The organism is Paenibacillus amylolyticus (assembly GCF_001570725.1).
GTDB lineage: Bacteria > Bacillota > Bacilli > Paenibacillales > Paenibacillaceae > Paenibacillus > Paenibacillus amylolyticus_A.
Genome location: NZ_BCNV01000004.1, coordinates 177535 through 204198, shown reverse-complemented (window position 1 = coordinate 204198; position 26664 = coordinate 177535). Strand labels below are relative to the sequence as shown.

The 26664-nt window shown below is 46.1% G+C and carries 29 protein-coding genes; 8 read left to right on the top strand and 21 right to left on the bottom strand.

Annotated elements, in window-relative coordinates; translation table 11 throughout:
• Positions 1–147: 147 nt before the first annotated feature.
• The 4 genes from PAHA3_RS20030 to yyaC form a co-directional block, all read right to left on the bottom strand.
• Entirely contained in the window at positions 148–1389 is a 1242-nt protein-coding gene (locus tag PAHA3_RS20030) for a class I SAM-dependent methyltransferase (protein ID WP_062836477.1), read from the bottom strand.
• Between the two features lie 96 nt (positions 1390–1485).
• Complete coding sequence (locus PAHA3_RS20025) at positions 1486–2190, bottom strand: DUF6483 family protein (protein ID WP_062836476.1); 705 nt, start codon at positions 2188–2190, stop codon at positions 1486–1488.
• Positions 2191–2465: 275 nt separating this feature from the next.
• Positions 2466–3257, bottom strand: coding sequence for an alpha/beta fold hydrolase (locus PAHA3_RS20020; protein ID WP_062836475.1), 792 nt, complete (start codon positions 3255–3257; stop codon positions 2466–2468).
• A gap of 60 nt (positions 3258–3317) precedes the next feature.
• Positions 3318–3875: a spore protease YyaC gene (gene yyaC, locus PAHA3_RS20015; protein ID WP_082762916.1), complete on the bottom strand. Its 558-nt coding sequence runs from the start codon at positions 3873–3875 to the stop codon at positions 3318–3320.
• Between the two features lie 158 nt (positions 3876–4033).
• Here yyaC and PAHA3_RS20010 point away from each other — a divergent pair, with 158 nt between their 5' ends.
• The gene (locus tag PAHA3_RS20010) at positions 4034–4258 is read left to right on the top strand and encodes a DUF1128 domain-containing protein (RefSeq protein ID WP_017692283.1); all 225 of its coding nucleotides are present in this window, start codon (positions 4034–4036) and stop codon (positions 4256–4258) included.
• 65 nt (positions 4259–4323) lie between these two features.
• Here the strand turns inward: PAHA3_RS20010 and PAHA3_RS20005 are convergent, their stop codons facing one another.
• Together PAHA3_RS20005 and PAHA3_RS20000 are read right to left on the bottom strand one after the other, a co-directional pair.
• Complete coding sequence (locus tag PAHA3_RS20005) at positions 4324–5049, bottom strand: pirin family protein (RefSeq protein ID WP_062836474.1); 726 nt, start codon at positions 5047–5049, stop codon at positions 4324–4326.
• Positions 5050–5188: 139 nt separating this feature from the next.
• A complete protein-coding gene (locus tag PAHA3_RS20000; RefSeq protein WP_062836473.1) occupies positions 5189–6208 on the bottom strand; it encodes an asparaginase in 1020 nt (339 codons plus the stop codon).
• Between the two features lie 178 nt (positions 6209–6386).
• Here PAHA3_RS20000 and PAHA3_RS19995 point away from each other — a divergent pair, with 178 nt between their 5' ends.
• From PAHA3_RS19995 to PAHA3_RS19980, 4 genes are all read left to right on the top strand, one after another.
• The gene (locus PAHA3_RS19995; protein ID WP_062836472.1) at positions 6387–7088 is read left to right on the top strand and encodes a phosphatase PAP2 family protein; all 702 of its coding nucleotides are present in this window, start codon (positions 6387–6389) and stop codon (positions 7086–7088) included.
• A gap of 134 nt (positions 7089–7222) precedes the next feature.
• Positions 7223–7480 carry a GlsB/YeaQ/YmgE family stress response membrane protein gene (locus PAHA3_RS19990; RefSeq protein WP_017692278.1) on the top strand — a complete coding sequence of 86 codons (258 nt, stop codon included), beginning with the start codon at positions 7223–7225 and terminating at the stop codon, positions 7478–7480.
• A 64-nt stretch (positions 7481–7544) separates the two neighbouring features.
• Positions 7545–7952 carry a YtxH domain-containing protein gene (locus tag PAHA3_RS19985; protein ID WP_017692277.1) on the top strand — a complete coding sequence of 136 codons (408 nt, stop codon included), beginning with the start codon at positions 7545–7547 and terminating at the stop codon, positions 7950–7952.
• Between the two features lie 84 nt (positions 7953–8036).
• Positions 8037–8402, top strand: a complete 366-nt coding sequence (locus PAHA3_RS19980) for a DUF5665 domain-containing protein (RefSeq protein WP_017692276.1) — start codon at positions 8037–8039, stop codon at positions 8400–8402.
• Positions 8403–8421: 19 nt separating this feature from the next.
• On the opposite strand, the gene PAHA3_RS19975 is transcribed toward PAHA3_RS19980, so the two are convergent.
• From PAHA3_RS19975 to PAHA3_RS19925, 11 genes are all read right to left on the bottom strand, one after another.
• A complete protein-coding gene (locus PAHA3_RS19975; RefSeq protein WP_062836506.1) occupies positions 8422–9438 on the bottom strand; it encodes a magnesium transporter CorA family protein in 1017 nt (338 codons plus the stop codon).
• A gap of 146 nt (positions 9439–9584) precedes the next feature.
• Positions 9585–10358 (bottom strand): sigma-70 family RNA polymerase sigma factor, encoded by a 774-nt coding sequence (locus PAHA3_RS19970; RefSeq protein WP_062836470.1) that lies wholly within the window; start codon positions 10356–10358, stop codon positions 9585–9587.
• On the bottom strand, positions 10355–10807 hold the full coding sequence (gene rsbW / locus PAHA3_RS19965) for an anti-sigma B factor RsbW (RefSeq protein ID WP_062836469.1): 453 nt from the start codon (positions 10805–10807) through the stop codon (positions 10355–10357). Before rsbW ends, PAHA3_RS19970 begins: the two co-directional genes overlap by 4 nt.
• An 18-nt stretch (positions 10808–10825) precedes the next feature.
• Positions 10826–11164 carry an STAS domain-containing protein gene (locus PAHA3_RS19960; RefSeq protein ID WP_017692272.1) on the bottom strand — a complete coding sequence of 113 codons (339 nt, stop codon included), beginning with the start codon at positions 11162–11164 and terminating at the stop codon, positions 10826–10828.
• An 86-nt stretch (positions 11165–11250) separates the two neighbouring features.
• On the bottom strand, positions 11251–12927 hold the full coding sequence (locus PAHA3_RS19955; RefSeq protein ID WP_062836468.1) for a response regulator: 1677 nt from the start codon (positions 12925–12927) through the stop codon (positions 11251–11253).
• Between the two features lie 16 nt (positions 12928–12943).
• Positions 12944–13816, bottom strand: a complete 873-nt coding sequence (locus PAHA3_RS19950; RefSeq protein ID WP_036606984.1) for a CheR family methyltransferase — start codon at positions 13814–13816, stop codon at positions 12944–12946.
• Between the two features lie 86 nt (positions 13817–13902).
• The gene (locus tag PAHA3_RS19945; protein ID WP_062836467.1) at positions 13903–17625 is read right to left on the bottom strand and encodes a response regulator; all 3723 of its coding nucleotides are present in this window, start codon (positions 17623–17625) and stop codon (positions 13903–13905) included.
• A complete protein-coding gene (locus tag PAHA3_RS19940) occupies positions 17622–18791 on the bottom strand; it encodes a PP2C family protein-serine/threonine phosphatase (protein WP_062836466.1) in 1170 nt (389 codons plus the stop codon). Before PAHA3_RS19940 ends, PAHA3_RS19945 begins: the two co-directional genes overlap by 4 nt.
• A gap of 348 nt (positions 18792–19139) precedes the next feature.
• Positions 19140–19484 (bottom strand): general stress protein, encoded by a 345-nt coding sequence (locus PAHA3_RS19935; protein ID WP_062836465.1) that lies wholly within the window; start codon positions 19482–19484, stop codon positions 19140–19142.
• A 94-nt stretch (positions 19485–19578) separates the two neighbouring features.
• Positions 19579–20112: a hypothetical protein gene (locus PAHA3_RS19930; RefSeq protein ID WP_062836464.1), complete on the bottom strand. Its 534-nt coding sequence runs from the start codon at positions 20110–20112 to the stop codon at positions 19579–19581.
• A gap of 68 nt (positions 20113–20180) precedes the next feature.
• Complete coding sequence (locus PAHA3_RS19925; protein WP_062836463.1) at positions 20181–20690, bottom strand: DUF948 domain-containing protein; 510 nt, start codon at positions 20688–20690, stop codon at positions 20181–20183.
• Positions 20691–20910: 220 nt separating this feature from the next.
• Here PAHA3_RS19925 and PAHA3_RS29960 point away from each other — a divergent pair, with 220 nt between their 5' ends.
• Both PAHA3_RS29960 and PAHA3_RS19920 read left to right on the top strand, forming a co-directional pair.
• On the top strand, positions 20911–21075 hold the full coding sequence (locus PAHA3_RS29960; RefSeq protein ID WP_017692264.1) for a DUF1328 domain-containing protein: 165 nt from the start codon (positions 20911–20913) through the stop codon (positions 21073–21075).
• A gap of 372 nt (positions 21076–21447) precedes the next feature.
• Positions 21448–21927, top strand: a complete 480-nt coding sequence (locus tag PAHA3_RS19920; RefSeq protein WP_062836462.1) for a hypothetical protein — start codon at positions 21448–21450, stop codon at positions 21925–21927.
• Positions 21928–22017: 90 nt separating this feature from the next.
• On the opposite strand, the gene PAHA3_RS19915 is transcribed toward PAHA3_RS19920, so the two are convergent.
• On the bottom strand, positions 22018–22905 hold the full coding sequence (locus PAHA3_RS19915; RefSeq protein WP_062836461.1) for a cation diffusion facilitator family transporter: 888 nt from the start codon (positions 22903–22905) through the stop codon (positions 22018–22020).
• A gap of 290 nt (positions 22906–23195) precedes the next feature.
• Between PAHA3_RS19915 and PAHA3_RS19910 the strand changes: the two genes are divergently transcribed.
• Positions 23196–23384, top strand: coding sequence for a hypothetical protein (locus tag PAHA3_RS19910; protein ID WP_017692261.1), 189 nt, complete (start codon positions 23196–23198; stop codon positions 23382–23384).
• A 116-nt stretch (positions 23385–23500) separates the two neighbouring features.
• Here the strand turns inward: PAHA3_RS19910 and PAHA3_RS19905 are convergent, their stop codons facing one another.
• From PAHA3_RS19905 to cydS, 3 genes are all read right to left on the bottom strand, one after another.
• Positions 23501–25126 carry an ABC-F family ATP-binding cassette domain-containing protein gene (locus tag PAHA3_RS19905; protein WP_062836460.1) on the bottom strand — a complete coding sequence of 542 codons (1626 nt, stop codon included), beginning with the start codon at positions 25124–25126 and terminating at the stop codon, positions 23501–23503.
• 215 nt (positions 25127–25341) lie between these two features.
• On the bottom strand, positions 25342–26388 hold the full coding sequence (locus PAHA3_RS19900; protein ID WP_062836459.1) for an MBL fold metallo-hydrolase: 1047 nt from the start codon (positions 26386–26388) through the stop codon (positions 25342–25344).
• Positions 26389–26458: 70 nt separating this feature from the next.
• A complete protein-coding gene (gene cydS / locus PAHA3_RS19895; protein WP_062836458.1) occupies positions 26459–26656 on the bottom strand; it encodes a cytochrome bd oxidase small subunit CydS in 198 nt (65 codons plus the stop codon).
• Positions 26657–26664: the final 8 nt, after the last annotated feature.

The window sequence follows — 26664 nt, the reverse complement described above, 5'->3', positions numbered from 1 at the left end:
AAAAGACAGAAGATCCCGATAACGGGTCCTTCTGCCTGATATTATCTGACAGTTATGAAGTTGCTTGCTATAACGTATGTGCATTCAGTTGAAGTTTACATTTAGAGACCCTAATTGCAGTATGTCCCTGGATTATCATTGGCACACTCAGCAAAGATCGCAATTTGCGGAATCCTGAACAGTTTCTTTGCTTGATTTCCCACCGGCCTGCTTGCCATCGCCAGGAAGCAAATCCGCACAAGCCCGCTCCAAATAGGGATCGGCATGAATGAAATCACGGAAAGCCGTATATTCGTTCCACATCTCCGTCACTTCGCCAGCCTGACCGCGAACAGCGCGAATCAATATGTTTTTAGGCGTATTCTCCATATCGATGAATTCAAGCAATTGTGTCTTGTATCCCATCAGATCAAGCAACTTGGCACGAATCCCATCCGTAGCCAGTGCGGAAAAACGTTCCTTGAGGATGCCATGGGACAACAACGGATTCATCACGGAAGCCTCTACCTGGTCAAACAGTTCATGCTGACAGCAAGGAACAGACAGAATAACAGAAGCCCCCCAACGAACTGCCTTCTCCAAAGCAGCATCGGTAGCTGTATCACAGGCATGAAGCGTGACAACCATATCCACTTCGTTCAATTCATCGTAGTCCGCGATGTCTCCAACCAGAAACTTCAGATCGCCATAATGCAATCGATTAGCCAGATCATTACAGTGTTCAATTACATCTGCCTTTAAGTCCAACCCAATAATCTTGAGTGAACGCCGTTGTTGTACAGACAGATAATGATATAACGCAAAGGTCAGATAAGACTTGCCACAACCAAAATCAACAATGGTCAGTGGACGTCCCTCCGGCAGATGCGGAATAACATCCTGCACCATTTCAAGGAAACGGTTAATCTGTCTGAACTTGTCATACTTACGAGCCAGCACACGACCTTCTTCGTTCATAATACCAAGTTCAACGAGGAACGATACAGGTACGCCTTCTTCCAATACATATTGCTTCTTGCGATTATGCGACAGATCCACCGCAGTCTTGGAAGCAGATTTGGTCAAAATGGATACTTTATATTTTTTGCTGATCAAAATTTGATAGTCTGCCTCGGTCGTACAGAGCAGGCCTTGACGAAACGTCTCTTCGCATAACAAAGTCATACGCTCTGCCGCTTCAGCCGGAGTCAAATTCTCGTGCAGCACTTTGTTGTTATAATGGAATGCAAATTGATAATGCAGCTGATTCTTCAGTGTCACCGGCTTGACTTGCACTTTGGTATACGAGACATTGTCCCGTCTGCGCAGCTGGCTCCAGGTCGCTGTAATCAGCGAATTCTGTTCAAAGATGTCTTGTATAAGCTTTCGCAATGAATCCACGGGGTACATCTCACTTTCGTTTTGATTTGGTCAACCGTTACCATACCACAATTCCGTTCCCTCTCCAAGTAAAGGCAGGTAACAAGCCTTGATCCAATCCATATTTTATAAGTTCATCTCATGACGATTGAGTTCAGCTAGTCCCTCTTCAACTTCGTTCCGTGGCAGACCGCCCTGCTCCAGTTGTTCGTCCGTAAGTTGGCTCAACCTTTCATAGAACGCCTGTACATCATCTCGGTAGCTCACCGGGAATTCAGCACCAAGCTGGAGCAATCTGTACCAACTGTTCTCTGCCTGGTCGTAACGTCCTTGTTGTTCACGATACAGGGCAAGCTGTCTTTCGGTTCGAGCAGGAAGTTCATATTCTTTCGTAAGCCCCAGCACACCCTCCACCCGTTCCGGTGCGTCCAATAACTTGGGATTAGCGCCATGATTCAATGCATACAGGTAAAAATGAAGTGATCTCATCAATCGAATGAGGGCCTCATCCTCTGCGTCCATTCTCTCCTGATCATCGATGCCTTCCACTCTGGCCTTTTCTTGATAAATATATGCCTCTTCTTCAATTAGCCTGGCGGCTTGCTGTAGATTGTCCACTTCAATCATTCCGCGAAAACGGAACATTTCAATAACATCCTCCGCTGGCAATGAGTTCAGTAGGGATAGATTTAATCCAAACTGCCTGCGCATCAGCTCATCCAGTTCGGACAATGCCTCGGTGTGCTTACGCTGCTGTTTGAGCGTGAACACTTTGCCAATTGCCTCTGTCATTTCCTCCATCATGCGGAGCAGATAATCTTTTCTGAACATGCTGTATGCCCCCTCATCATTCGACCCTATGCATCCAATCGTTCTCATAACGTCCCTTTATAGTTATTTTAATTCATGCCATGACAAAAAGCCAAAACAAGACGCGCGCGTCTAAGCTCTGGCCATGAATACACCAAACCCCTGCCTATCCGAAAGGGACGTTGCAGGGGCTCGGCTGGAATGGAACTGGATACTCCTCCACAAGAGAGTAGAGTCATCCAGAAACCAAACTATATTCTAATTTCTAATGAAATCCACATAAATCACTTCATCAATTACTTCGATAATCCAACCATAAATTGTTTAATGACCTGAATTAACTCTTCTGGAGCTTCGTACATGCTCATATGACCTGCACCAGCAATAACCGCTTGCACGATATGTGGCTTGTCACTTGTAAATGTGCGTTCTGGCGGGATAACAGCATCCTTCTCTCCAGCTACCAGCAATACAGGTAATGGTGTAGCTGACAACACATCACGGCGATCCGGGCGTTCTCGCATAGCAAGTGCAGCGCCAACAGCACCTTGAGGGGCTGTCTGGTAACCAATCTCCTTCACACGTGTGACTTGCTTAGATAACGAGTCCACATGTTCCGGTGCAAACAAGCCGGGAACCAGTCCATCTACAAAATTCACGATACCTTCGGTTTGAATGGTGGATACAGCGCGAAGACGTTTCTCCTTGGCTTCTTCACTGTCCGGATAGGCTGTGGAATGAATCAGGCCAAATGCATTCAAACGCTCCGGGTGGCGTTGTGCGATCGAAAGCGCAATATATCCCCCCATGGAGTGTCCCAGAAGGACCGCCTTTTCCACGTTCAGCTCATCCATCAGCTGTAACACATCGTTGCCCATCTGTTCGATCGTATAACTTCCTACAGGTGCATCTGTTTTTCCGTGTCCACGCAGATCAGGTACAATACAGCGATAGCTGCGTGCCAGCTCAGGTACGACCTCATCCCAATATGAGGAACTGCCACAGTATCCGTGGAGCAAAATGAGTGCTTCTCCCTTACCTTGTTCGGCATAACAAATCGTCGTTCCATCACACATCACTTTTTCCATATGAATCCCTCTCTCTGCGCGAATTAAATAATTCAGGTTGTATATTATTAAGCCTACGTATCATGAATGAAACGTTTGTCTCCATTTCCATGCTTCAATCGCGGCGTCTGCAATCGTTCGTGACATGCCCATAACCAAGTGAAGCGAGGTCATCTGCAGTATGGAATAAGGCCTTGGTCCATTGGCATTAACCACAGCTGCCACACTGTATTGTCCGACAGGAGGAAGCTTGCCCCCAACCGATTGAGCCGGAATGAGTGGGTTGTTCGAGAGATAGTATGTACTTACGGCATTCTTTGGACCCAGACACGCATCAATCGCTATGATGGCATGGTGTGCAGGAATAAGTGCCAATTTCTTTTCCAGCGTATCTGCATCACAAGGGGAAGACAGCGTGCCGATCACGTTCTCCATTCCGCTCTCTTGTAGTAAACTTCCTGTCAGTGGACCTAGAGCATCCCCAGTGGAACGATCAGTACCGATGCAGACAAACGTGACTTCAGCTGGAGAATGAAGTTGAACGATGTTTTTGAAAAATAATACCAGATCCTCTGCAGGCACGCCTTTGCGGACTTCCCTTCCTTGATGGCGAACCATTTCTCGCTTATACGCTGCCAAGCTGTATTCCCTCCAGTACACTCAGGTTCTCATTAAATCCTGTTGTTGTATCCATCATTGTAACCGATGCTTCGTTTCCCCGCAAAAGCATTGGCCTGAGCACTTCCAATCATGATACAATAACAAGAGTTTCCGATACGGAAGGGATGAACTTAACGATGGATTTAACACAAGCAACAGCAGCCAATATGGAATATATGATTGAAGCGATCAAAACCAAACTTCGGATGGCAAGCGGTGCCGCCATGCAAGCTTCGTCATTCCCACTTGAGAAATATGAAGATCTGTTTGACCTGTATGAAATGATTTTGAGCAAGGAACATCTCAGTATCTCTGAAGTGGAAGCCGTTGCTTCCGAACTGGGGAACCTTCGTAAATCCTAAGCCCAAAAAAGGACCTGTCTTCCACATCAACGTGGAAACAGGTCCTTTTTCACATGTTTATATGCTTAAGGCAGGTCAACCAGAACAAATTCGGCAGGTTCACTGCCTGTGCTCGTGATTTGCAGATCACAACTTTTACGAATTCGCGCAGCATCCCCCGGCTTGAGGTTGAAGTTGCCGTCCGAACAATGAATCTCCACATGTCCACTGATCAGGAAAAGATGTGTGCGCCGATCTTCGTGTTGCGGGTACATCAACTTCTTCCCGGATTCCAAATGGGACAGGTAACAGGTTACATCCTGGGAAATAGGCAATGCACCCTCGGTTCCCTCACCCTCTTGGCCTGATACAATCGGACATAGACGATTCAAATGCTCCTGCGGCTCTACTCTCCGATTCGTATAGGAAGGTTTCAACATACGCTCCGATGGCAAAAACCACATCTGGAGAAAACGTACCGATTCATCCGCTGACGGATTGGTCTCGGAATGTTCAACTCCCGTTCCCGCACTCATCACCTGGACCGTTCCCGGTTCAAGCAATTGTTCTGTTCCCATACTATCTGTGTGCTTGAGTGTGCCTGAGATGACATAACTGACAAGTTCAAGATCATGATGTGGATGTTTCTTAAAGCCTTCTTTCGGCATCAGCGTGTTGTCATTATGAGCCAGCAGACAGCCAAAATGGGCGTTGCTCGGATCATCATAATCCGCAAACGAAAAGCTAAATTCACTGTGTATCCAACCTCGATCCGACGTGTGCCTTTCTTCCGATGTCACCACTTTAATCATGTTCATCCACCTCCAAGGGTTTAGAGCTGCCACATTACCGCGGCAGTCCATGCGTGTATATGAATTGTATAGATGAATACCAGTTGGTATGTCATCTTTACCCGGGGTCCGGCAACTCTAATCACGCTCCTTCTTAAGGTTATACGCTATCTTCAAGTGAGTGCAGAAGGAACTCACTATCTGCATGACCCACAAGGGTACCCGCGTCATTTCGGATGTCCGAAGGGAATACTTCAGCCAATCGTGCAATGGTGCTCTCATTGGAATAACCAATCTGTTTCAGGATGGATTGGGTAATGAAGGCCCACTCTTCCTCAGAACCATCCAGTACCTTGAAGGTGATTCCCAGTCTTTCTTTTTTCAGACCAAATCCGAAGACCCCTTTGAATCCACCCTTCGCTACAATGTTATTGTCTTCGAGCAAAACTGAATCTACACGCTCCGTACCACCTACCATCAACGGATATTCATTCATGGCTGATGTGATCGTCTCCACAGCTGTTCTTGTGGAAGGATCAGCGATAAGATCCGGACAAGCGAGCTTCAGATAGGCGTTCGACAGTGCCGATAACGGCAAAGAAAATACCGGAAAGCCGCAGCCATCCGTCCCAAGCTCAATCTCTTTTTCCTGAATGCCTGCCAGGTCGGCAAACGTTTCGAGAATTTCACGTTGCACCGGATGATCCGGCTCAGCGTAACTGCCCAGATCCACCTGCTTCATCTGACTGTATCCCAGGATTCCCAGATGTTTGCCGGAACAGTTGTGCAAAATGCGACGTTTCTCCCCTTGTGCACGTAACCATTCATTGCGACTTTCTTCATTAAGCGGATAACTCGGCGCACAGATTAGGCATTCTTCTCCTAATCCGATTTTACCGGATAGCTGCTCCAGCACCCGAATATGTTCCGGTTCCGAACGGTGCGAAGAGGACATGATCGCAATCTCCTGTGCTGAGAGGCCGTAGTGGATGGCAATCCCTGCCCGAATTCCTGGAATAGCTTGAAAAGGTTTGGCAGATGAGCGAGTGAACGCTCGAAAATGAGGATCACCAGCCGAGTATACGATTCGACCATGCTCATCGGTAATACTTATGTGTCCGTAGTGGGCGCATTCCATAACGCCTGCACGGTATTCTTTAATTAACAAGGCACTCTCCATGCGAGTTCTCTCCTTTGTGCTCCCGAATTCATCTCTGCTTTGCGTCACGACGCCGCATGGGATATCCTAAATAGTATAGTACAAAAGCGACGTTTTTACAGTTTTTTCGACAGGTATTTCGGGTATAGCTTTATCAATCTACGTTCATCTACTACAACTACTGAAGGAGAAACTCACTATGCCGCGCAAAACATATTCACCAGCCTCATTCGGTTCAACTCCCGGCACGTTGTTACGTCCACTCCTCAACTGGGGTTTGGCTGGTCTGGCCCTCAGCGCTTCGGTCGTATTTATCCTGGCAGGTCTGGGTGCCTGGCTGGGTGCTGATGTTATTATTCGTCTGGATGATCAGATTCAGCAATTATTTTATCTGAATTCGGATTCACGTCTTCATCTATTCTCGTACACTGCATTCATAACCGCACTGGGCTCATTCAAAATCTCTGCTGTGGCTGCAGGTGGTTTTGCCCTTCTTTTCTTCATGCAACGCAGTCCAAGGTATGTTATATATGGATATGCGATCTCGGGAAGTTTTGCCATGATGTGGATTCTGAACACGTTATTGAAGGAATTTTTCAGACGAAGCAGACCTGAACTGGATCATCTGCTCGTCGTTCACGGGTACAGCTTCCCTAGCGGACACGCCATGATCTCCATGGGCTTCTACGGCATGCTCTTTGTCATATGGGCCATTGAACGACAGCGGCATGCCACTACCGGTGTGTGGCTACCTGTTCTATGCGGCATCAGTTTTATTTTCTTCATCGGCCTCAGCCGCATCATGCTGGGTGTTCATTATCCTACGGATGTATTTACGGGATTTGCCGCTGGTTTGGCATGGATCTTCTGCATGATCAAAGGCATTAAACGAACCCATTAAAGAATGAATTCCTCCAATTTCCAGTTCATTCATCCTCATCTTTATTGTTTCACAGGGTTGCACGGCGTTTATATACGAAGTAAGCAAACGCGAACAGACAACATCCTACATCAAGTTTAAAGGAGGCGGTTGTTATGTGGGGCATCATTATCAGCATAGTGATGGCAGTCATCATCGGTTTGATCGGAGATGCACTTGCCGGTCACAACATGCCTGGAGGCATCATCGGTGCAATGATTGCCGGATTTGCCGGAGCCTGGCTGGGAGCACTTTTGCTTGGTAACTGGGGACCGGTTATCGGTAACTTTGCCATTATTCCTGCCATCATTGGTACAGCGCTCTTTGTTTTCTTGCTGGGGCTTGTGTCCAGACTGCTAAGACAGGCTGCCTGATTCGGGCAACAAGGTGTTCGTTGTTTCGTATTTGTTTCTTAATTTGAAGAAGGAGTGATTAGACATGAATAAAGCAGAAGAGCAATATCCTGTACAGACTGGTTCGACTTTCGCCAAAGGAATTTTCATCGGGGGGTTGCTGGGAGCAGCTGCAGCACTACTCTTTGCTCCTAAACCAGGACGTGAATTGCGTGGTGACCTTTCCGAGAAAGTGGGCATGGTTACTGACCGCACCAAAGAAGTGGCAACGGTTGTAGGTGATAAAGCCTCTGAACTGGCTAAAACGGTCTCTTCCAAAACTTCTGATATTGCGAAAACGGTAAATCAAGGCCGCAATGATGTCATGGACTCTGTCAGAAAAGCGTCCGCTGATGTGGCTAACGAAGCATCCCGTGCATCTGATGAAGTGGCTGCCGCTTCTGTGGAAGCGAAGGAAGATGCGCGTAAAGAACTTAACTCGACTAGCCTGTAAGGCTTATATAGATCGAGTGACCAATAGCCAGCTGCACTCCAGCTGGCTATTTTTTATCCAATGCGAGTTGAGGGGGAAGGAAACATGAGTAAAGTTACAATCAACGGCAATACTCCAATTACGGGAGGAACACCGGCGCAGCAGTATGATACAAGCGAGCATCCTTTTGAATTGCGGCATGAGGTAAAGCGATTGAACACACGTCTGGACCAGATTGCGGATAGTCTGGAGAGAGCACAGATCAAGGATATTATTGAGAATTACAGCAGTCCGAAAAAGCGGATTATTACGAACTTTACAGCGGGTATGGCTCGAGGACTCGGTCTGACCGTAGGTACCTTTGTCGTTCTGGGTTTACTGGCGTTCATTCTCAGTCAATTCGTCAATATGCCGATTGTGGGACAATATATTGCTGACTTGCTTGGTTATATTGAAGATTACAAAAACTAAAATGAATTAGCAGAGTAGGTCAAGTCTTACGCTTTCCGGTCGCTCCTCTACTCTGTCCTTCTTCGGCAGAAGACTGTGATGATTTTACTTTGAGCAGATCCCCTGTCCATCCTTTCATCATCAGCCATACATACATGCTGATCATGCTTAAGATAATGACGATAAGGACCAGTACAACTCCCCATGATTTATCGATAAAGGGCAGGTTCTCAAAGTTCATCCCCCAGATTGCGCCAGCTGCCGTAGCGGGTATGAACACAGCGGTGACAATGGTCAGCGTCTTCATGATCTCATTTCCACGTACACCAGAGATCGCATTATCAATGGAGATTAACGTATCGATCTCTTTCTCGTAGTGACTAAACAAACGTTCCATTCGCTCTACTCGATGTTGAAGCTGTTGGAAGTACCGATTTTCGTTGATTTCGCTGAGATAAGCCTCATGGGCAGCAGCCATCAGTTCCGAGTAGGGAATAAACAGATTGCTCCAGTACAACAATTCAAATCGAGCGGCGAGAATCTGGTCCATTAAGGTGCGGGCATTGCGGGATTCCATCTTCCGCTCCAAATCACGCAGGTTCATCTCAAAATGATCCATCCCAACATGGTAGTAATGCAGTATAGCTCGAAAAAGTACAAACATCCCATCCCTGGCCTCACTACATTGCTGTAACATATGTGCGCGCTCATCCGTCTTCATAATGCCTCGTGTATTGTCATCCATGTTCAAGGTAACCAGGTTATTGCGATCGACATAGAAAAACATCTGATTATCCTGGCGTTTGTCGTCTCTCTCATTCTTGATCGCATACAACAAGGAGCCAAATAAGACGGGCTCAGTACCATTCACGAAACGGACGGACAAATAATTCGATTCGACTTCCGGAATTTTATGAAGCCAATACTCCATTTCCGGAAATGCCTCTGTCAGCTCCTCCAAAGCATCACTCATGTTGGCAGGGTCAGGTGCAACCCAATCCCACCATTGCCACTGGTCCGAGCAAGATAACTTGTCGCGGCGAGCTTCCAGCTTCATTTGATCCACAATCACATTATCCACTCCTGCACTTAGTTCGTTCATCGCATACCCATCTTTTCGATCCCAAAAAGGACACGTATGCATTTCAGTGCAATTACGTGTCCTTTTTTATGCCGTACTCAACAACATCAGGGATTCTTTTATCATAACATTGAAGCATTCGACATGATCTGTTTCAGCTTCTCTGTAGCTCGCTTCTGAATCCGCGATACACTCATCTGTGAAACACCAAGCTTCTGGGCAATTGCCCGCTGAGATTGGCCATCTTGGAATGCTAGAATAAGTACCTTCTGCTCTTGTTCCTTCAATTGTCCCAATGCCTGTTGCAAGTCCATCCGTTTTTCGACTGAATCGAAGTCATTCACATCTGCACTGATCAGCTCACCCAATGTCGCTGCACTGTCATCCTGAGATAACGGAGAATCCAGTGACACATAGTGATAACATTCCCGACCAGCCAGCACTTCAATCGTCTCTTCCGCGGTCAAATCAAGGTATTCAGCAATCTCGTTCACACCAGGTGAGCGCTCCAGCTTCACGGTTAACTCATCAATGGCATGTTGCACCAGTGCGCCCTTTTCCTTGATCCTCCGGGGCACCTGAATATACCAGGATTTATCTCGCAAATAGTTCTTCATATGACCAATCATGCTCTTCATGGCGTAAGGTTCAAACGGAATACCCAGGTTGATATCGTATTGCTTGAGCAAACGTATCAATGCCATCTGCCCGGTCTGATACAAGTCTTCGTATAGATCGGGGCGATTCCGAGCAATTTTACCTGCTGCCATCTTTACCATCGGTTCATATTTACGGATGAGAACTGTTGCAATTTCATTATCTTGGGTCTGCTGGTATTCCCAGATCAAACCTATAGCTTCAGACATGGACTCTGGGGGAGTCACTTTTTCACTCATACTTTCTCCTCACTTCTTGCAAGACGTTTTACGAGTACTACCTTCGTACCTTTGCCCGTCTCACTTTCCACACTGACATCGTCCATCAAGGCTTGCATCAGGTAGAACCCAAGTCCGCCAATCTGTGCTTCTGTCAGTTCTTTGTCGTGAAGACCGGCACGTGACACAGCAGGGTTCATATTCTCGAAGCTGGCACCTTCGTCTTTGACAGTAATGGACAGTGTTTCGCCGTCCACTTCAAATACGACTTCAACCATGCCGCCTTCGTGTGAGTAGGCATATAGTACAGAGTTGTTACAGGCTTCGGATACAGCCACTTTCATATCCTCAATGTCTTCATAAGAGAATCCCATTTTGGATGCTACTCCATAAAGATTGAGTCTTACAATATCAACGTAATCAGCTGTCGCCGGTAGATTAAGGGTGACTCTTTGAACTTCTGCATTCATTCCTTTTTCGATCCTTTCCTATTGGGAATTCTTCTGTGTGACAAAGAATTTGGCGATGCCCGTCATATCAAAAAGTTTCTGGATTTGCGCAGGAACTTCCTGTACTTCAAAACGAGCTTCCATTCCATGTCTTGCCTTCAGAACAGATAACAGGATACCAATCCCTGTACTGTCGATATACTTCAATTCTTTCATGTTAATCAAAAGATCCTGTTCCTTGTTATCCACGAGCGGCTCCATTACCAAACGGAAGTCAGGAGCAACCGACAAATCCAGTTCGCCAGTCAGATACACCGTGCACACGCCGTCCTGTGTTTCAGTTCTTGCATTGAATTTTTCATTCTTATTTGTATTCATTAGACATCTCTCTCCTGATCAATGGTTTCCTTACCTAATAACCCAACTTCAGCACGAGTGAAACAAAAAGAAGTTTGGCAAATATTTCAATTGGCATGATTCATGGCAGATGGGCCTGAGTTTAACATTTGGCGTTGTTTTTGAAACTGGACTATTTTCTGTTTTACATTGCCCATCTTCACCGGTTTACTAATATAATCATCCATGCCTGCGGCAGTACAGCGTTGCTGAATGCCTTCCATAACATTAGCCGTCATCGCTATAATGATTGGCTGAGTAGACGGGGACAGACTCTCTCGTATGCGCCGTGTGCACTCGAGACCGTCCATAACAGGCATCTGCAGATCCATGAACACATAGTCATAGGGATAACGGCTGCTCAGGACCATGTCCAGTGCGCTCTGTCCATCTTCAGCGATGTCCGAGAGCAACCCAAGCTTACTGAGCATAATCGCCATCAGCTTCTGGTTAATGGGATGATCATCCACAATTAATACCGTGGGATATTTATTCTCATTCTTCACATCCGTCAGCTTCTCTTCCCCGTTCCTTTGAACCAGTTCCGTTTCTACATAACGTTTCGCCTGAATCGTAAATACAAACGTTGCTCCCCGTTGCTCCTTGGTGTCGAGATAGATCTGTCCACCCATCATTTCGACCAGCGTCTTGCAGATCGCCAAGCCAAGGCCTGTTCCGCCGTACTTACGTGTCATGGATGTATCCAGTTGGGAAAACGGCTTGAACAGGCGATCAACTTTGTCTGACGCGATGCCTATTCCCGTGTCCTTAACAGCAAACTCCAACGCCATTTGTCCGTCCTTCTCCTCATTCACTGACACAATCAGATATACCCCGCCCTGGTCGGTAAATTTGATCGCATTAGCAATGAGATTCAAGAGAACCTGGCGTAGCCTTGCCATATCTCCATAAATCAATTCAGGGACCGAATCTTCCAGGAAATAATCCAGTTCCAGATTCTTTTTGCCTGCTTCTGCCGCAAACAATCCCAGCACTTCCCGAATACAGGAGACAAGTTCAAAAGGATGCTCTTCAAGTTCCATTTTGCCGGATTCCATCTTGGTGAAGTCAAGAATGTCATTGATGACCGTGACGAGTGCATCCGCACTGCGACGAACGATGTCTGCGTATTCCTTCTGATCGTCCTTCAATTCCGTCTCCATCAGCAGATCCACCATGCCGATAACTCCGTTCATCGGTGTGCGAATCTCATGGCTCATCATCGCCAGGAATTCAGTCTTCGCATTGGCTGCAATTTCCGCTTCTTCCTTGGCCTGAACGAGTTGTTGGTTCATCTTCTCCAGTTCCTGTGTCTTCTGGTGAAGCAGCATGGTCTGTGTCTTCAATCGTTTATTGGTGATAAACATCTCCACAAAGCCCTCGATCTTCGATTTCAAAATCTGAGGAATAAATGGCTTAACCATGTAATCAATGGCCCCGGCTGAATATCCGGCAAACAAGTGCTCCGCCTCTCTGCTATTCGCAGAGATGAATATGATCGGCACATCCTTGGACTTGTCCCGTGCCTTAATTAACTTTGCTGTCTCAATTCCGTCCATTCCAGGCATCTGTACATCAAGTACGATAACCGCAAATTCGTCTTTTAGCAGACAGCGGAGTGCCTCTTCTCCAGAAGTTGCCTTAACGAGTTTATATTGTTCCGATTCCAGAACTGCTTCAAGAGCAAGCAAGTTCTCAGGGCGGTCATCTACCAATAATATATGGATTGGTTCATTGAGCCCCATGGCTAACCCTAACCCCCTATTTGATCTTCCGGTATATTTTTTCGGTCCGGTCTAATGGCTCATAGGTATCACTGAACTCTGTAAAATGTATCGATTCTTTCGACCCCAGAACCAGAATACCAAAGTGGCTCAAGCTCTCGTGAAACAGCCCATGCACATGGTTCCGCAGTTCATCATTGAAATAAATCATGACATTGCGGCAAAAGATAACATTAAACTCATTAAATGACCGGTCTGTTGCCAGATTGTGCTCGGCGAATATGATGTTCTTCCTTAGAAAAGGATGAAATATCACCGAATTATATTTCGCTGTATAGTACTCGGAGAAGGCTCTGGTACCCCCTGCCTCCAAATAATTTGTAGTAAACAGTTTCATTTTCTCAATACCGTAGACGCCTTCTTTGGCCTGCTGCAATGAGCGATCATTCATATCCGTTGCGTAGATTCTTGCCTTGTCATACAGCCCTTCCTCATGCAACATGATGGCCATGGAATAGACTTCCTCGCCTGTAGAGCAACCCGCATGCCATATTCGGATATACGGATAGGTTCTCAGAATAGGAATAATCTGTTCCCGAAACATTCGGAAAAGCGAGGGATCTCGAAACATTTCCGTCACAGGGATGGACAAATTCTGTACAAACCGTTCAAACGCGGAACGGTCATGAAGCACACGCTCCTGCAGCCCGGATATGCTCTTAACACCTTCGGCATGTGCATGATGCCAGATTCTTCGTTTCAGGGATGGCAGTGCATAGTTTCTAAAATCATATCCATATAAACGGTGCATGCCTTCCAACAGCAACTCAATCTCGATCAGCTCGCGCTCTTCATCTTGCGGCATACGGACCAAATCTGCCCCCGTCTCGGTAGGTTCCCACGGTGTCATAAATTCTCTCCACTTCTTCATTTGTTACTTGCGTATTCGTCGTATTGTCTTTCATTACCCAAACAATGTACTTACGAATAATGAACTTACGAATACAGCCATACGCGCATTAAGGATAATAATTGATCCGTCTGGATCGGTTTTTTCACATAATCAGATGCTCCGGCCTCAATACACTTGCCTCGATCCTCTTTCATAGCTTTAGCCGTAAGCGCGATAATCGGTAATTTTTCAAACTGCGGGATCTGTCTGATTCGTGTCATCGCTTCATAACCGTCCATTTCTGGCATCATCATGTCCATCAGTACCAGATCAATTTCCGGATTTTTCTCCAAAATCTCCAGAGCTTCACGGCCGTTCTCAGCAAACGTTACATCCATGCGATAGCCTTCAAGGACACTAGAAAGGGCAAATACATTACGAATATCGTCATCGACAAGCAATATTTTCTTGCCTTCAAACAACGTTTCCTTGTTGTGCAGCTTTTGCAAGATTCGACGCTTATCTTCCGGCAAATTGGCTTCTACCCGATGCAGGAACAATGTAGTTTCATCCAGTAAACGTTCCGGTGACTTCACATCCTTGATAATGATGGATTCCGCATATTTACGCAGCTTCATTTCTTCCTTGGAATCCAGTTCTTTGCCTGTATAAATTATAATCGGCAGATCGTTCAGATATTCATCATCCCGAATCTGGTCGAGCAACTCGAATCCGGTCATATCTGTTAACATCAGATCCAGTACCATGCAGTCATAACGCTGGGTGTGTAACTCATTCAAAGCCTCACTGCCTGTGGATACTGCTGTGATTGCCACATCGTCATGACCAATCAATTCAATAATGGCTTTACGCTGAATCTCATCATCTTCCACAATCAACAATTGTTTCAACTGATTCTCGGTATAGGATTTGATATGCGAGAAAGCTTTATCCAGTGAATCCTTGCTGGAAGGTTTTTTCAGATACGCGATAGCGCCCATCATCAGACCTTGCTTCATATCATCAATGACCGAAATCACATGTACCGGGATGTGGCGTGTTGCCGAACTGCTCTTCAGCTCGCCCAGAATGGTCCAACCATCCATAACCGGCAATTGAATATCCAGAATAATCGCATCCGGGAGATATTGACGTGCCATTTCAAGTCCTTTATCCCCTTGCAGGGCAACAAGTGCCTTGAATCCTCTTCCTCTGGCCATATCCATCAAAATATGTGCAAAGTTCACGTCATCCTCAATAATGAGAAGGATTTTGTCACCTTCCATCAGATTTTCACGATCATCTTCGATCTGCGTTACTTCAGGCGTATGGGTAGGAGATAGGTCCGTACCTACGCTACGCTCCGGATCAGGAGAGAGAATGGATTGATGACTTGAAAGCATGGTCCGTGTTTCCATGGACTGTTCATACAGCGCCTCTGAAGATACTGCAGCTTCTTTTGCACCTTCCTCGGCCAGGGCTTCCTCTTCATGATTATCCGGCAGGTACAAGGTAAAGCAACTACCTTCTCCCTCGGATGATTCCACCTGTATTGCACCACCAAGCAAACGTGCCAGTTCCCTGCTAATGGACAATCCCAGACCCGTTCCGCCGTATTTCCGACTTGTTGTCCCATCCACTTGCTGGAATGCTTCAAAGATCAGATCCGTCTTATCCGATGGAATACCAATGCCGGTGTCTTTTACACTAAATCCGAGATATTCCTGATTCGTATTCATGTAACCCGGCAGTTCTTCCGGTTTCATCCGTCGTCCAATCAGACTGACCGAACCACGATTGGTAAACTTGAACGCGTTCGACAACAAATTCCGTAGAATCTGTTTGACGCGATGACTGTCGGTGTAGACCCATTCCGGTAAATCGCTGTCAAACTCGATGTTCAAATTCAGCTCTTTTTTATTTGCCATCGGTCCAAAGTTTTGCTGAACAAAGCTGGTCAGCTCTTCCATTCGAACCGTCTCATAATTGATATCCATCTTACCTGCGTCCACTTTGGACAGATCCAGAATCTCATCAATCATCTTCAGCAGATCCGCACCCGACATGTAGATGGTTTGTGCGTATTCCTGCTGCTTGTCAGTCAGATTTCCACCCTTGTTCTCCGACAATAATTGAGACAAAATGAGTAGACTGTTCAGTGGCGTACGGAGTTCATGCGACATATTCGCCAAAAATTCGGATTTGTACTTGCTTGTCATCGACAGTTGTGTAGCTTGCTGTTCCAATTGTGTCTTCGTTTTCTCAATTTCGTCATTCTTCTCTTCGACTTCACGTACCTGCTCTTCAAGCGCCCGCGTTTTGGCAATAAGCTCGGTATTAAAATGCTCCAGCTCTTCCTGCTGGCGCTGCAGCAGTTCTTCGGAACGTTTAAGCGCCTCTGTCTGCTCCTCCAGATTCTCATTGGAACGGCGCAGTTCTTCTTGCTGTGTCTGCAATTCTTCCGACTGAACCTGTAGTTCCTCTGTCAGTGCCTGGGATTCACGAAGCAGCTCCTCCACACGCAAACGACGTCGAACGTTATTCAGAATAACGCCCAGGTTCATGATCAGTTGAGAGAACAATTGTTTGTGCAGTTCATTGAAGCCTTCAAAGGAAGCCAGTTCAACAACACCAATCAATTCATCTTCAAACACAACAGGATAGATCATGATGCCCGCAGCACGTGTTGAACCTGAAGCTGAACCAATATGCACGTAATCTTCCGGGGTATTTTCTAGAACAATCGGTGTCATATCCAGCGCAGCTTGACCAATCAGACCTTCACCGATCCGGTACATTTCTTTACCAACGTCTTCGTTCTCTTCGAATGCATAAGCACCGTAGCGTCTCAGTTCGTCGGGATGTTTCTCCTCATCGACCAGATACACGACACCCAACTGAGCACCAAGCACAGGTGTGAACTCACTGATAAACATCTGTGAAATTTGTCGAATGGAACCAATGCCCCGAAGCAGCTCCGGAACTCTTGCGATGTTCGAACTCATCCAGTTCTGATCCTGTTGAGCCTGCACATAGGCTTTCTCGACTTCCAGTTTTTCTTCCAGATCGCTGGATACATCTTTGAATACTGTGGCAATCTGACCAATCTCGTCCGTCGACTTGACCTGGATGCGCCGGATTGTACGATAGCGGCCTTTACCGAAACTGGTGATCATCATCGATACGGTATTCAGACCCCGTGTAATACTAGGCAGCACCCACATAATGACACCCAACGCCAGCAACAGTCCGGCAATCATGATACTTATGGTGATCTGCACTGCTCTCGTATACGCTGCGTTAGCGTCCTTGATCTCGGCATCAATCTCTTGATCCTGATAGCGGGAAAGAGCATTCAAACTATCCACAGCCTCTTTTTGCACCGCGAGTCCTGTTGCATTGCGGTAGTTATTCGCATCTTCTACCCGGTTTTGGGACATCAGGCTGATCTGTCTCGTTGCGTAGGATGTATAAGCAGTCCACGCCGAATTCACACGATCCACCAGCTGATGCTCAGGCGCACTGTCCGCCCGGTTTCTTACTTCTTCGAGATAACCATCACCCCGATCTTTCATCTCCTTCAGGTCACCATCAGCTGCACTAATCGAATTGTTCGGATTTAATAACAAGTTAGCCAGCACTTTGGCAATGTCATTAACCTCTCCACGTGCAGCAGATGTGTATCTTACTTTGAGATAACGCTCCTGATACATCTGATCAATCTGCTGATTACTGCTGTTCAGCCGTTCATAGCTCACAAACGTGAGTACAATCAAAATGGCCATTAGAGCGGTAAAGCCAATCAGCAGTTTATTCCTGATCTTCATTCAGCCCCCGCCCCTTTATCCAAAGTAATCCAGACCAGACATTTATCATCATCCCGTTCCTGGGGAATTTCATCGTCGAAAAATAGTGCCTGCATGGCAGCTTCATTCCATTGATGTGATCCTGTCAGTTTTTCGACCAGGAATTCGTGTTGCTCCTCCTGCCCGCCCTGAACAGCTTCCAACAATCCATCCGTATAGAGTGCAATATGCCCATCACCCTCGTAATGAATCGTTTGTGGTTCAATGTCCATTTTGTCAAATAACCCAACCGGACAACAGACGCTGTCAAATGTAGTCACACTGCCGTCGTTTCGGAAAAATAAAGCAGGTGGATGCCCTGCGTTAACATAATCAATACGCTTCATTCGTGTATCAACGACCAAATAGATTGCCGTGAAATAGTACTGTACCAATTGTTTTTCCAGATGGAGCTGGTTGAAGCGACGGTTCAACTCCTGAATGACCTTCTCTGGATCGACATAGGTCGTAACCGTATCTTTCAACACAGAAGCAATAAACATGGTAAACAGGGATGAAGATATTCCATGTCCCATCATGTCGAGCAAGAGTACTCCATAACGGCCTTCCCCAAGTGGATACCATGAGTAGAGGTCACCCGCAAGCTCAAAGGATGGTTTATAGATGGCATGCACTTGAAACAGTGGATCACGGATTGCCGGACTTAATACGGCATTTTGGACCATTGCTGCTAGCTTCAGCTCATCCTGAATGCGTTGATCACGCTCTTTATGCCAATCCTTCTCCTGTTTCAAACGAAGCGCGAGTCGAATTCTCGCCATCAGTTCGACTTTGTTAATCGGTTTGGTTACATAGTCAGATGCACCCGCATCCAATGCTTCGGCAAGTTTCTTGGAGTCACCGATGGCAGTCACCATAATAATCGGTATATCCTTCAGATTTTCAAATTTCTGCACAATACTGCAGGCTTCGATACCATCCATTTCAGGCATCATCATATCTAGCAAAATCAGGTCAATATCCGACGGTCTTGGACGTGGTTCGTTGCTTTCCTCCCCAATTCCCAAAACTTCAAACATTTCCATAGCGGAACTTGCCGTTACAATGTCACGATAGTTTTCTTTTTTCAGAATTTCTCGAATGATAATGACATTCGTCGGATTGTCGTCAACAATAAGTATTCTCATTGATATCTCCTTATCTGTGGCGTCCGGGTTTGTCGATTCTTATTAGATTAAAACGAACGTTGATTATACAAATTTTGCATACAAAACGGCGGTAGACATAATAATTCCTAGTATAACTATAATCTTAAAATCAAAAAACTTCTATCAGTAAATGGCACCATCGTAGGGGATTTTCCCCGCGACCACCCTGTTTTTGCAGCGTCCTGATCCCGCTTCCAAACTTGCAAAAACATAGATAAGGAATGGGGAAAGCCCCATTCCTTATCTATGTTTTTGATTAAGCATTTTACAGAAGTGATTCAGAAGCTCGTCCATGTTCAGCAAGCTTCAACTTGCGACATATATCGGTTAATCTTTCTTTTTAGCAATAACAAGCACTTTACCCTTGTCAAGTTCACTCTCGTAGAAGTCGGCCTCGGCTTCGGTAAAGCCCATCGATACAATTTTGGCCCGGAGTTCATCACCACGTGAGCGGAACAGATTCGCCAAGGAATCAAATACGCCTTCTTCCTTAATGCCAATTTCTTTGGCATCTGCTGTATCGGCAATTCGATCTGTACGATCCTTCTCATGGGCGAGAACAAAGATATGATCAGCAAGGTAACCGGTAATCTGCAATTCTTTCACCGCTTCTACCGCCTGGACTCCGTTTTCTACCACTTTTGCATAAGCTTGCGCATTGGTTGAATTCATCGTTTCCACTCTCCTCTGATTTAATCTTCTTTATCGAGCTACTTAGTATATAACCATACTATCTGTGATTGAAACGATTCGGTAATAACCAATCCTAGGAAACCGTGTCATCAAAAAGATCAATGCCGTCGATCTGGCTAGAGCCTGACTTCATATATACCTTTAGGGCCTGGTCTCCACGGAGAAATACTTCTCCGTCCTCAGCCACATAATAGGGTTTGCCTAAAGCTTGATGGATCGCTTCAATATTCATCTCGATTCTCTGCCCATTTAACTTGATGTGATCCTCAGATGCATCGATATGCACATAATGAATAACATCCGTATCTTCACACAAGCCAACCTTCACATCGTGAAAGTGATATTCAGGGCACCCCAGATAAGGATCTTCCTGCTTATGCACCGGCTGGCCCTTCTTGGCCAACACATCGTTCATGGTGTCATCCAGAGAAACGCCATTCAGAGTCCGAAAATGCTGGAAAGTCTCGGATCGATCAACAGCCAGAGTCACCTCTGACGCCTTCTCTTCCATTGCCGTCCATTGCATATCGTGAGCAGCGGGTACCGCTGCCGGTTGAACGGAAAAGGGAGAAATTACGCTAAACATCACAAGCAGTAGTTTCATCATGATTCTCACCCTTTCATCAGGTTCATCACCGCTCTGAAGGTTTCTTTTTGGATTACAAAGCGATCATGTTATTTACGCATCCGTTGCCATACATTCGCTGCAACATCAATATACTTCATCCAGTTTTTCCCGTCCTTAGCATCACCATTATATGTAGCTTCATAGGATTGCAGAGTACGATCCGTTGATGTAGCAGGCGGTGCAGTTACATGAACCTCTTCAGCATGCTTGGTCTGTTCAGTGTTGTTACGTTTGGTCTGAAATTTCGCCATCAGCGTCGTGGAGACTTGTTTGGCTGCTGCCGTCACTTCATTCAACACTTCTCCCAGATTCTCAACAGATTCCATAACAGGATCGATTTTTTTCATTTTGTGCTGTACATCCACCGTAATATCATTGGCGTGTCTTACCGTCTGCTTCACTTCATAACTAAGTTCATCAATGGTCTTCTGTACCTCCTGCAATGTCTGTGAGACATTGTCCAAAGAACCTTGGGCGGATTTCAAAGTACGAATTAAAAAGAAAACCAGTACTGCAAATGCCACTGCAATCAGGGCCACGCTAATTTGATAGATCATAGAAGAACCTCTCTTTCCATATGTGCATCAGTTTGTTATTGCTATAGTTACCCGGCGATTTCCCGGACGAAACAAAATAACAGTTTACTTCAACTATGCCCGCGTTTGGAAAAAAAACCAATGTTTCAACCGGATAACCCCCGGTTAAAGTTAGACTACACAAGGCGGTGAGGTGAACACAACTCACTCCACAATAAAGTAAACGAAAGGATGAAACCTCATGTTGAAATGGTCTGTATTATTTCTAATTATTGCACTGGTAGCAGGTATTTTCGGATTCTTCGGTATTGTTGAAGCAGCTGCTTCAATCGCTAAAGTACTCTTCTTCATCTTTGTAGTACTGTTCGTAATCTCCCTTATTACGGGACGCAGCCGAATGCGATAACCTCAGTCTCTGTTATGACTGAATGCTGAATAAGGAATACATACAAAAGCCGATCGTGCTACCAAGCCGATTGGCTTTTGTGCGTTCAGGCATAGGTCAACTTTTCTATATTATGTATTGCACTCCCTCCCGCTTTATTCCAATCCGCTCGCCCACTGAATCGCTAAAAACAGGACTTTTTTGAGATAGCCAACCCGGTTTTATCCCACCGAAGTATGATATTTACAGGCTTGCTATATACCCACATATGCGCCAGTTGACACTGGAGAATGCAAGAAAATATTGTTATAATTTGTGATTCATAGGGTAGCTCGCTTGGTTACTTTTAACACAGGACAACAAATTACATAACAAACCGAGGAGGAATTACAAATGAAAAAAATCGTAAGTTTTGCCGCTGCATTAACGTTGATGGGTTCGATGGCTGCCGCTGCTGGTGCTGAGGAAGCGGTTACTGGAACAGTGACTCCGGAAACAGGAACAGAAGCTACAACGACAACAACTCCGGCTGTTGAAGTGAACAAACCTGCTGTTGAAACAGTGGAAGGTACTACTGAGACAGTAACAGGTGCTACCTACAGTACTAATGGTAATAATCCGTCTCCTACAACAGATAAGTTGTTTGACGAACCAGTTGTAAAACCAGGCGATGAAGTACTGGTACCGACGATGTTGCTGAACTTGCTTGAGCGCACTTGGTTCTATGATGCACCTAACGGTAAACCAATCGGTGCACTGAGCTCCCAAGTCATCGACACAACAGGTGAAGTCGTTGACGGATTCGACGGTGGCGAGTGGGTGCAAGTATACACGTGGAAAGGCAAAGCGTGGATCCACGTTGCCATTCAATAATATCGTATAATCGTTCTAACGATAAGTAAAGAGGACAGCGCGCATTATGCGGCTGTCCTCTTTTGATTTTCCAACATGTTCACGCCCTGTTCAAGGGTTTCCCGTGACCTCATCCATCTTCGGTTCCACATGTACATGCACATGCATGATGTTATGCGATCGCTTCAACCGCTCTTCCACTCGGTCACAGATCTGATGGCCTTCTATCAGGCTTAGGCCTCCGTCCACTTCAATCACCACATCCACAAGTACATGACTGCCATGCACACGTGCCTTCACATCCTTGATCATCTCAACGCCGGGAACCCGAGCCACGGAGGATCTAAGATCCGTCAGTTCCTTCTGATCAAATCCATCCGTAAGACGATGAGTTGAATCACGGAAAATCTCCCAAGCCGTCTTGCAGATCAACAATCCTACAGCAATCGCAGCTACTTTATCCAGCCAAGGAAGTCCGAACTGCGCACCTATAATCCCAACTGCAGCGCCTATACTGACCCATGCATCCGAACGATTATCTTTGGCCGCAGCCATCAGTGCCTGACTGTTAATTTGTTTAGCCAGTCGGTGATTGTAACGATATACGCCTAACATCACGACCGCACAGACCACAGCCACCGCTGCCGCCCACAGATTCGGAGCAACAAAGGCGCCTTCATACCAAGAACGAACGGCTTCAACCAATACTTGCAGACCAACCATAGCCATAATAAATGAAGCTACCAAGGCAGCAACAGTTTCCGCTCTAAAATGACCATAAGCATGATCCGAATCAGGTGGCTTCTGGGAGATCCGAAGCCCGATCAGTACAGCAACGGACGCCACAATGTCCGTAAGGTTATTAAAACCATCCGCCAACAATGCGCTGGAAGCAAATAAATATCCACAGATCAGCTTAAAGGCGGACAAGACGAGATAGGCTACGATGCTAACCCAAGCCCCTCGCTCCCCTTTTCGTATTTCTTCATAAGCGTTCAAACCGGGCGACACTCCTTTAACGTTTCGTATTACGGTTTTTCCATGTTACCAAATGCGGAGCGTGTGGGTCTACAGAAACAGTGTTGCCAGGCTGCATTGCTGTAGGCAAGCCGAAACAAAGTTGCCAGACGGCAGGGCTGTAGGCGATGAGAAAGAATGTTGGCCTGGCTCAAATCAAAGGATTTGAGCATTTTATCAGGTTGCCCTTGTGGGGCTTTTGTAAAACGTATAAAATAGGTACATCCCGTCCAATCTGGACGGCTTACTGTAAGACCGGGAGGGAAATAACGATGAGCGAAAATAACGAACCGAAAAAGGTCAGTTTGCAGGATGCTATACGCCAGAAGCTGGCGCAAAAGAAAGAACAAGCAAATTCCGGTAACCAATCCAGCGCCTACTTTGAAGGCGGACCTAAAGCGATGAAGAGTCAAAACAACAAGAAACCTAACAACCAACGTCGCCGTACTGGTGGATCTTAGGTCTTAGAGCCTCAGAGAAAGCCATTGGATTGCAAAAAGAACCGCAAGCCCTCTTCAGAGAGGCTTGCGGTTCTTTTGTGTTCCTGTACATAATGTACCTGTAGATCAGACTTATTTTAAGCTTCTACCGGATACATTTTATTACGCAGTTCTTTGATTTCATCACTTTCCAGATATTCGTCATAGCTCATTTGGCGATCAATGATGCCATTCGGCGTAATTTCGATAATCCGGTTAGCAATCGTTTGGATGAACTGATGGTCATGGGATGTAAACAGCATTGTGCCATCAAAATCAATCATGCCATTGTTCAGCGCTGTAATGGATTCGAGATCCAAGTGGTTCGTAGGCTCATCCAGAATCAATGCGTTAGCACCAGTCTGCATCATTTTCGCCAGCATACAGCGAACTTTCTCGCCCCCGGAGAGTACACTTGCCTTTTTCAAGGATTCCTCACCAGAGAACAGCATACGTCCCAAGAATCCACGCAGATACGTTTCATCCTGATCTTTGGAATATTGACGGAGCCAATCCACGAGAGTCATGTCTACACCGTCAAAATACTTGGAGTTGTCTTTCGGGAAATAAGCTTGAGTTGTTGTTACGCCCCAAGTGTATTCGCCGCTATCCAATTCCGTTTCACCCATAAGAATATCAAACAACAGTGACTTAGCATTCCCGTTCGGGCCAACAAATGCGATTTTATCCCCTTTGTTCACGACAAAGCTGATATCATTCAGCATGTTTACACCATCAATGGATTTGCTGATGCGATCTACGGTCAACAATTGTTTACCGGCTTCACGCTCAGGTTTGAAGTTGATAAACGGATATTTACGGTTCGATGGACGAAGGTCATCCAGCGTAATTTTGTCGAGTTGTTTCTTCCGGGAAGTCGCCTGCTTTGATTTCGAGGCATTCGCCGAGAAACGTTGAATAAAGGCTTGAAGCTCTTTAATCTTCTCTTCTTTTTTCTTGTTGGCATCACGTTGCAATGCAAGTGCCAATTGGCTGGACTCGTACCAGAAGTCATAGTTACCTACGTACAGCTGGATTTTACCAAAGTCAATATCCGCAATGTGCGTACATACTTTGTTCAGGAAGTGACGGTCATGGGATACCACAATAACTGTACCTTCATAGTCCATCAAGAAGTTCTCAAGCCATTGAATGGATTCGAGATCCAAGTGGTTGGTAGGCTCATCGAGCAACAGGTTGTTTGGACGACCAAACAATGCTTGAGCAAGCAGGACACGAACTTTTTCGTTACCACTCAGTTCATTCATTTTCTTATCGTGCATGTCACGGTCGATACCCAGACCGATCAGGAGTGCTGCTGCATCCGGCTCAGCATCCCAGCCGTTCAACTCGGCAAATTCACCTTCAAGCTCACCTGCACGCAGGCCATCTTCTTCAGTGAAATCCGCTTTGGCATACAGCGTATCTTTTTCTTTCATAATGGCATAGAGACGACTATGGCCCATAATTACGGTTTCGAGAACCGGATACTCGTCATATTCAAAGTGGTTTTGCTTCAAAACGGCCATACGTTCGCCCGGGGTGATGTGCACCTCTCCCGAGTTTGATTCAATTTCACCGGACAAAATTTTCAAGAATGTTGATTTGCCGGCTCCGTTGGCGCCGATCAGGCCGTAACAGTTTCCTGGCGTGAATTTGATATTTACATCTTCAAAAAGTGCACGTTTTCCGTAGCGGAGCGTGATGCCGCTTGTACTGATCATTAAGCATACCATCCTTTATTGGTTAATCTGCATACTGCATGAATAGCAAGTTGCGTAAATCATGGATTCAATATCCCGATGCCTATTCTGGCACCATATTATAACACAAAAAAGCGGCAAATTCGAAAATTGGCCGCTTTTTACTTATTAAAGATTTGGTAAATATACTGTTCATGCGGGTATACCCCTACATTAACATATTTGGATCACTTTTGTTAGTCCTGTTTACCATTTTCGTGGTGAATACGAAGCGTTTCGCCATGACCCAACACCCGAATTCGCTCTTTACCGATGCCAAGCCGCTCACGTTCGACTTCCAGCCGATCCAATGCTTCCTTGGGCGTATCATCCGCCAGCTTAAATGTGCCGTAATGCATCGGCACCATGAGCTGGGAACCGGATTCAACGAATCCTTGCAACGCTTCTTCAGGTGTCACATGCTGAGAAGTCATGAACCATTCCGGATCGTAGGCACCGATAGGCATCAGGGTAACACCGATGTCAAAGCGCTCTCCAATCGTTTTGAATCCCTGGAAGTAACCTGTATCACCCACAAAATACAACACAGGCGGGCCGTCAGATGCTTTGGCTTTTTCGTTCTTCCCTGATTCCGTTGATGATTCATCCTGACCACTCGCTGTTGCAGCACTTTCCGCTGCTGAAGTCGTCGCCGGATGATTCGGTTCCAACACATAACCGCCCCAATGGGATGTATTGGTGTCGAACAGCGTTCGGCGCGTCCAGTGCTGTGCCGGAACAAAAGTTATTTTGACTCCGCCAAGTGTCATATGATCCCACCATTTCATCTCCTGGCATCGATGGAATCCTTTTCGGATCATTTTGCGCTTCAGACCATCGGGTACGATCAGCAACGTCTTGGCTGTAATCAGCTTACGCAAGGAAGCCAGATGCAGATGATCATAGTGGGAATGGGATATTAGAATGACATCCAAAGGTGGAATGTCCTGAATCGGAATGCCGGGGGCACCGAGCCTTCGTTGAAATCCCATTTTTTCGGCCCACACCGGGTCAGTCACGATGTTCAATCCATAATATTGAATGAAAAACGTGGAGTGACCAATCCAGGTAATACTCGTGTCATCCCGGTTGGCATGCAGATAATCCAGTTCAGGTGGGTGTTTGGGCACGGTGTAGGAATAGTCCTTCACTTTGTTGCGCCGTTGCTCCCTCCATTGCTTGAATTCCTTCAGCGTTTTGTCCGTACTTACATTATCAATGTTGTTATAACGGATTTTAGGCATGAAAGGGCCCTCCTCCCTTCCTATTTCTTAACAACAGATTACCCCAAATGGGAATGCACGTACCAGCCAATCAATCCTGCGGATTTTTGCATACGGCCAGATACACGAACAGAAAGGCAATCGCAGCCACAATAATGAGTGGTGGGGCGTACATAATGGTGAATGTCTCAAAAAAGCTCAATCCGGTTATACCAGGTATCCCCGTGACTCCCTCAGTAGATAGTGAATGCAGCAAGGGAGACATGAGTAAGAACATGTTCAGCAGCATGAACAGAC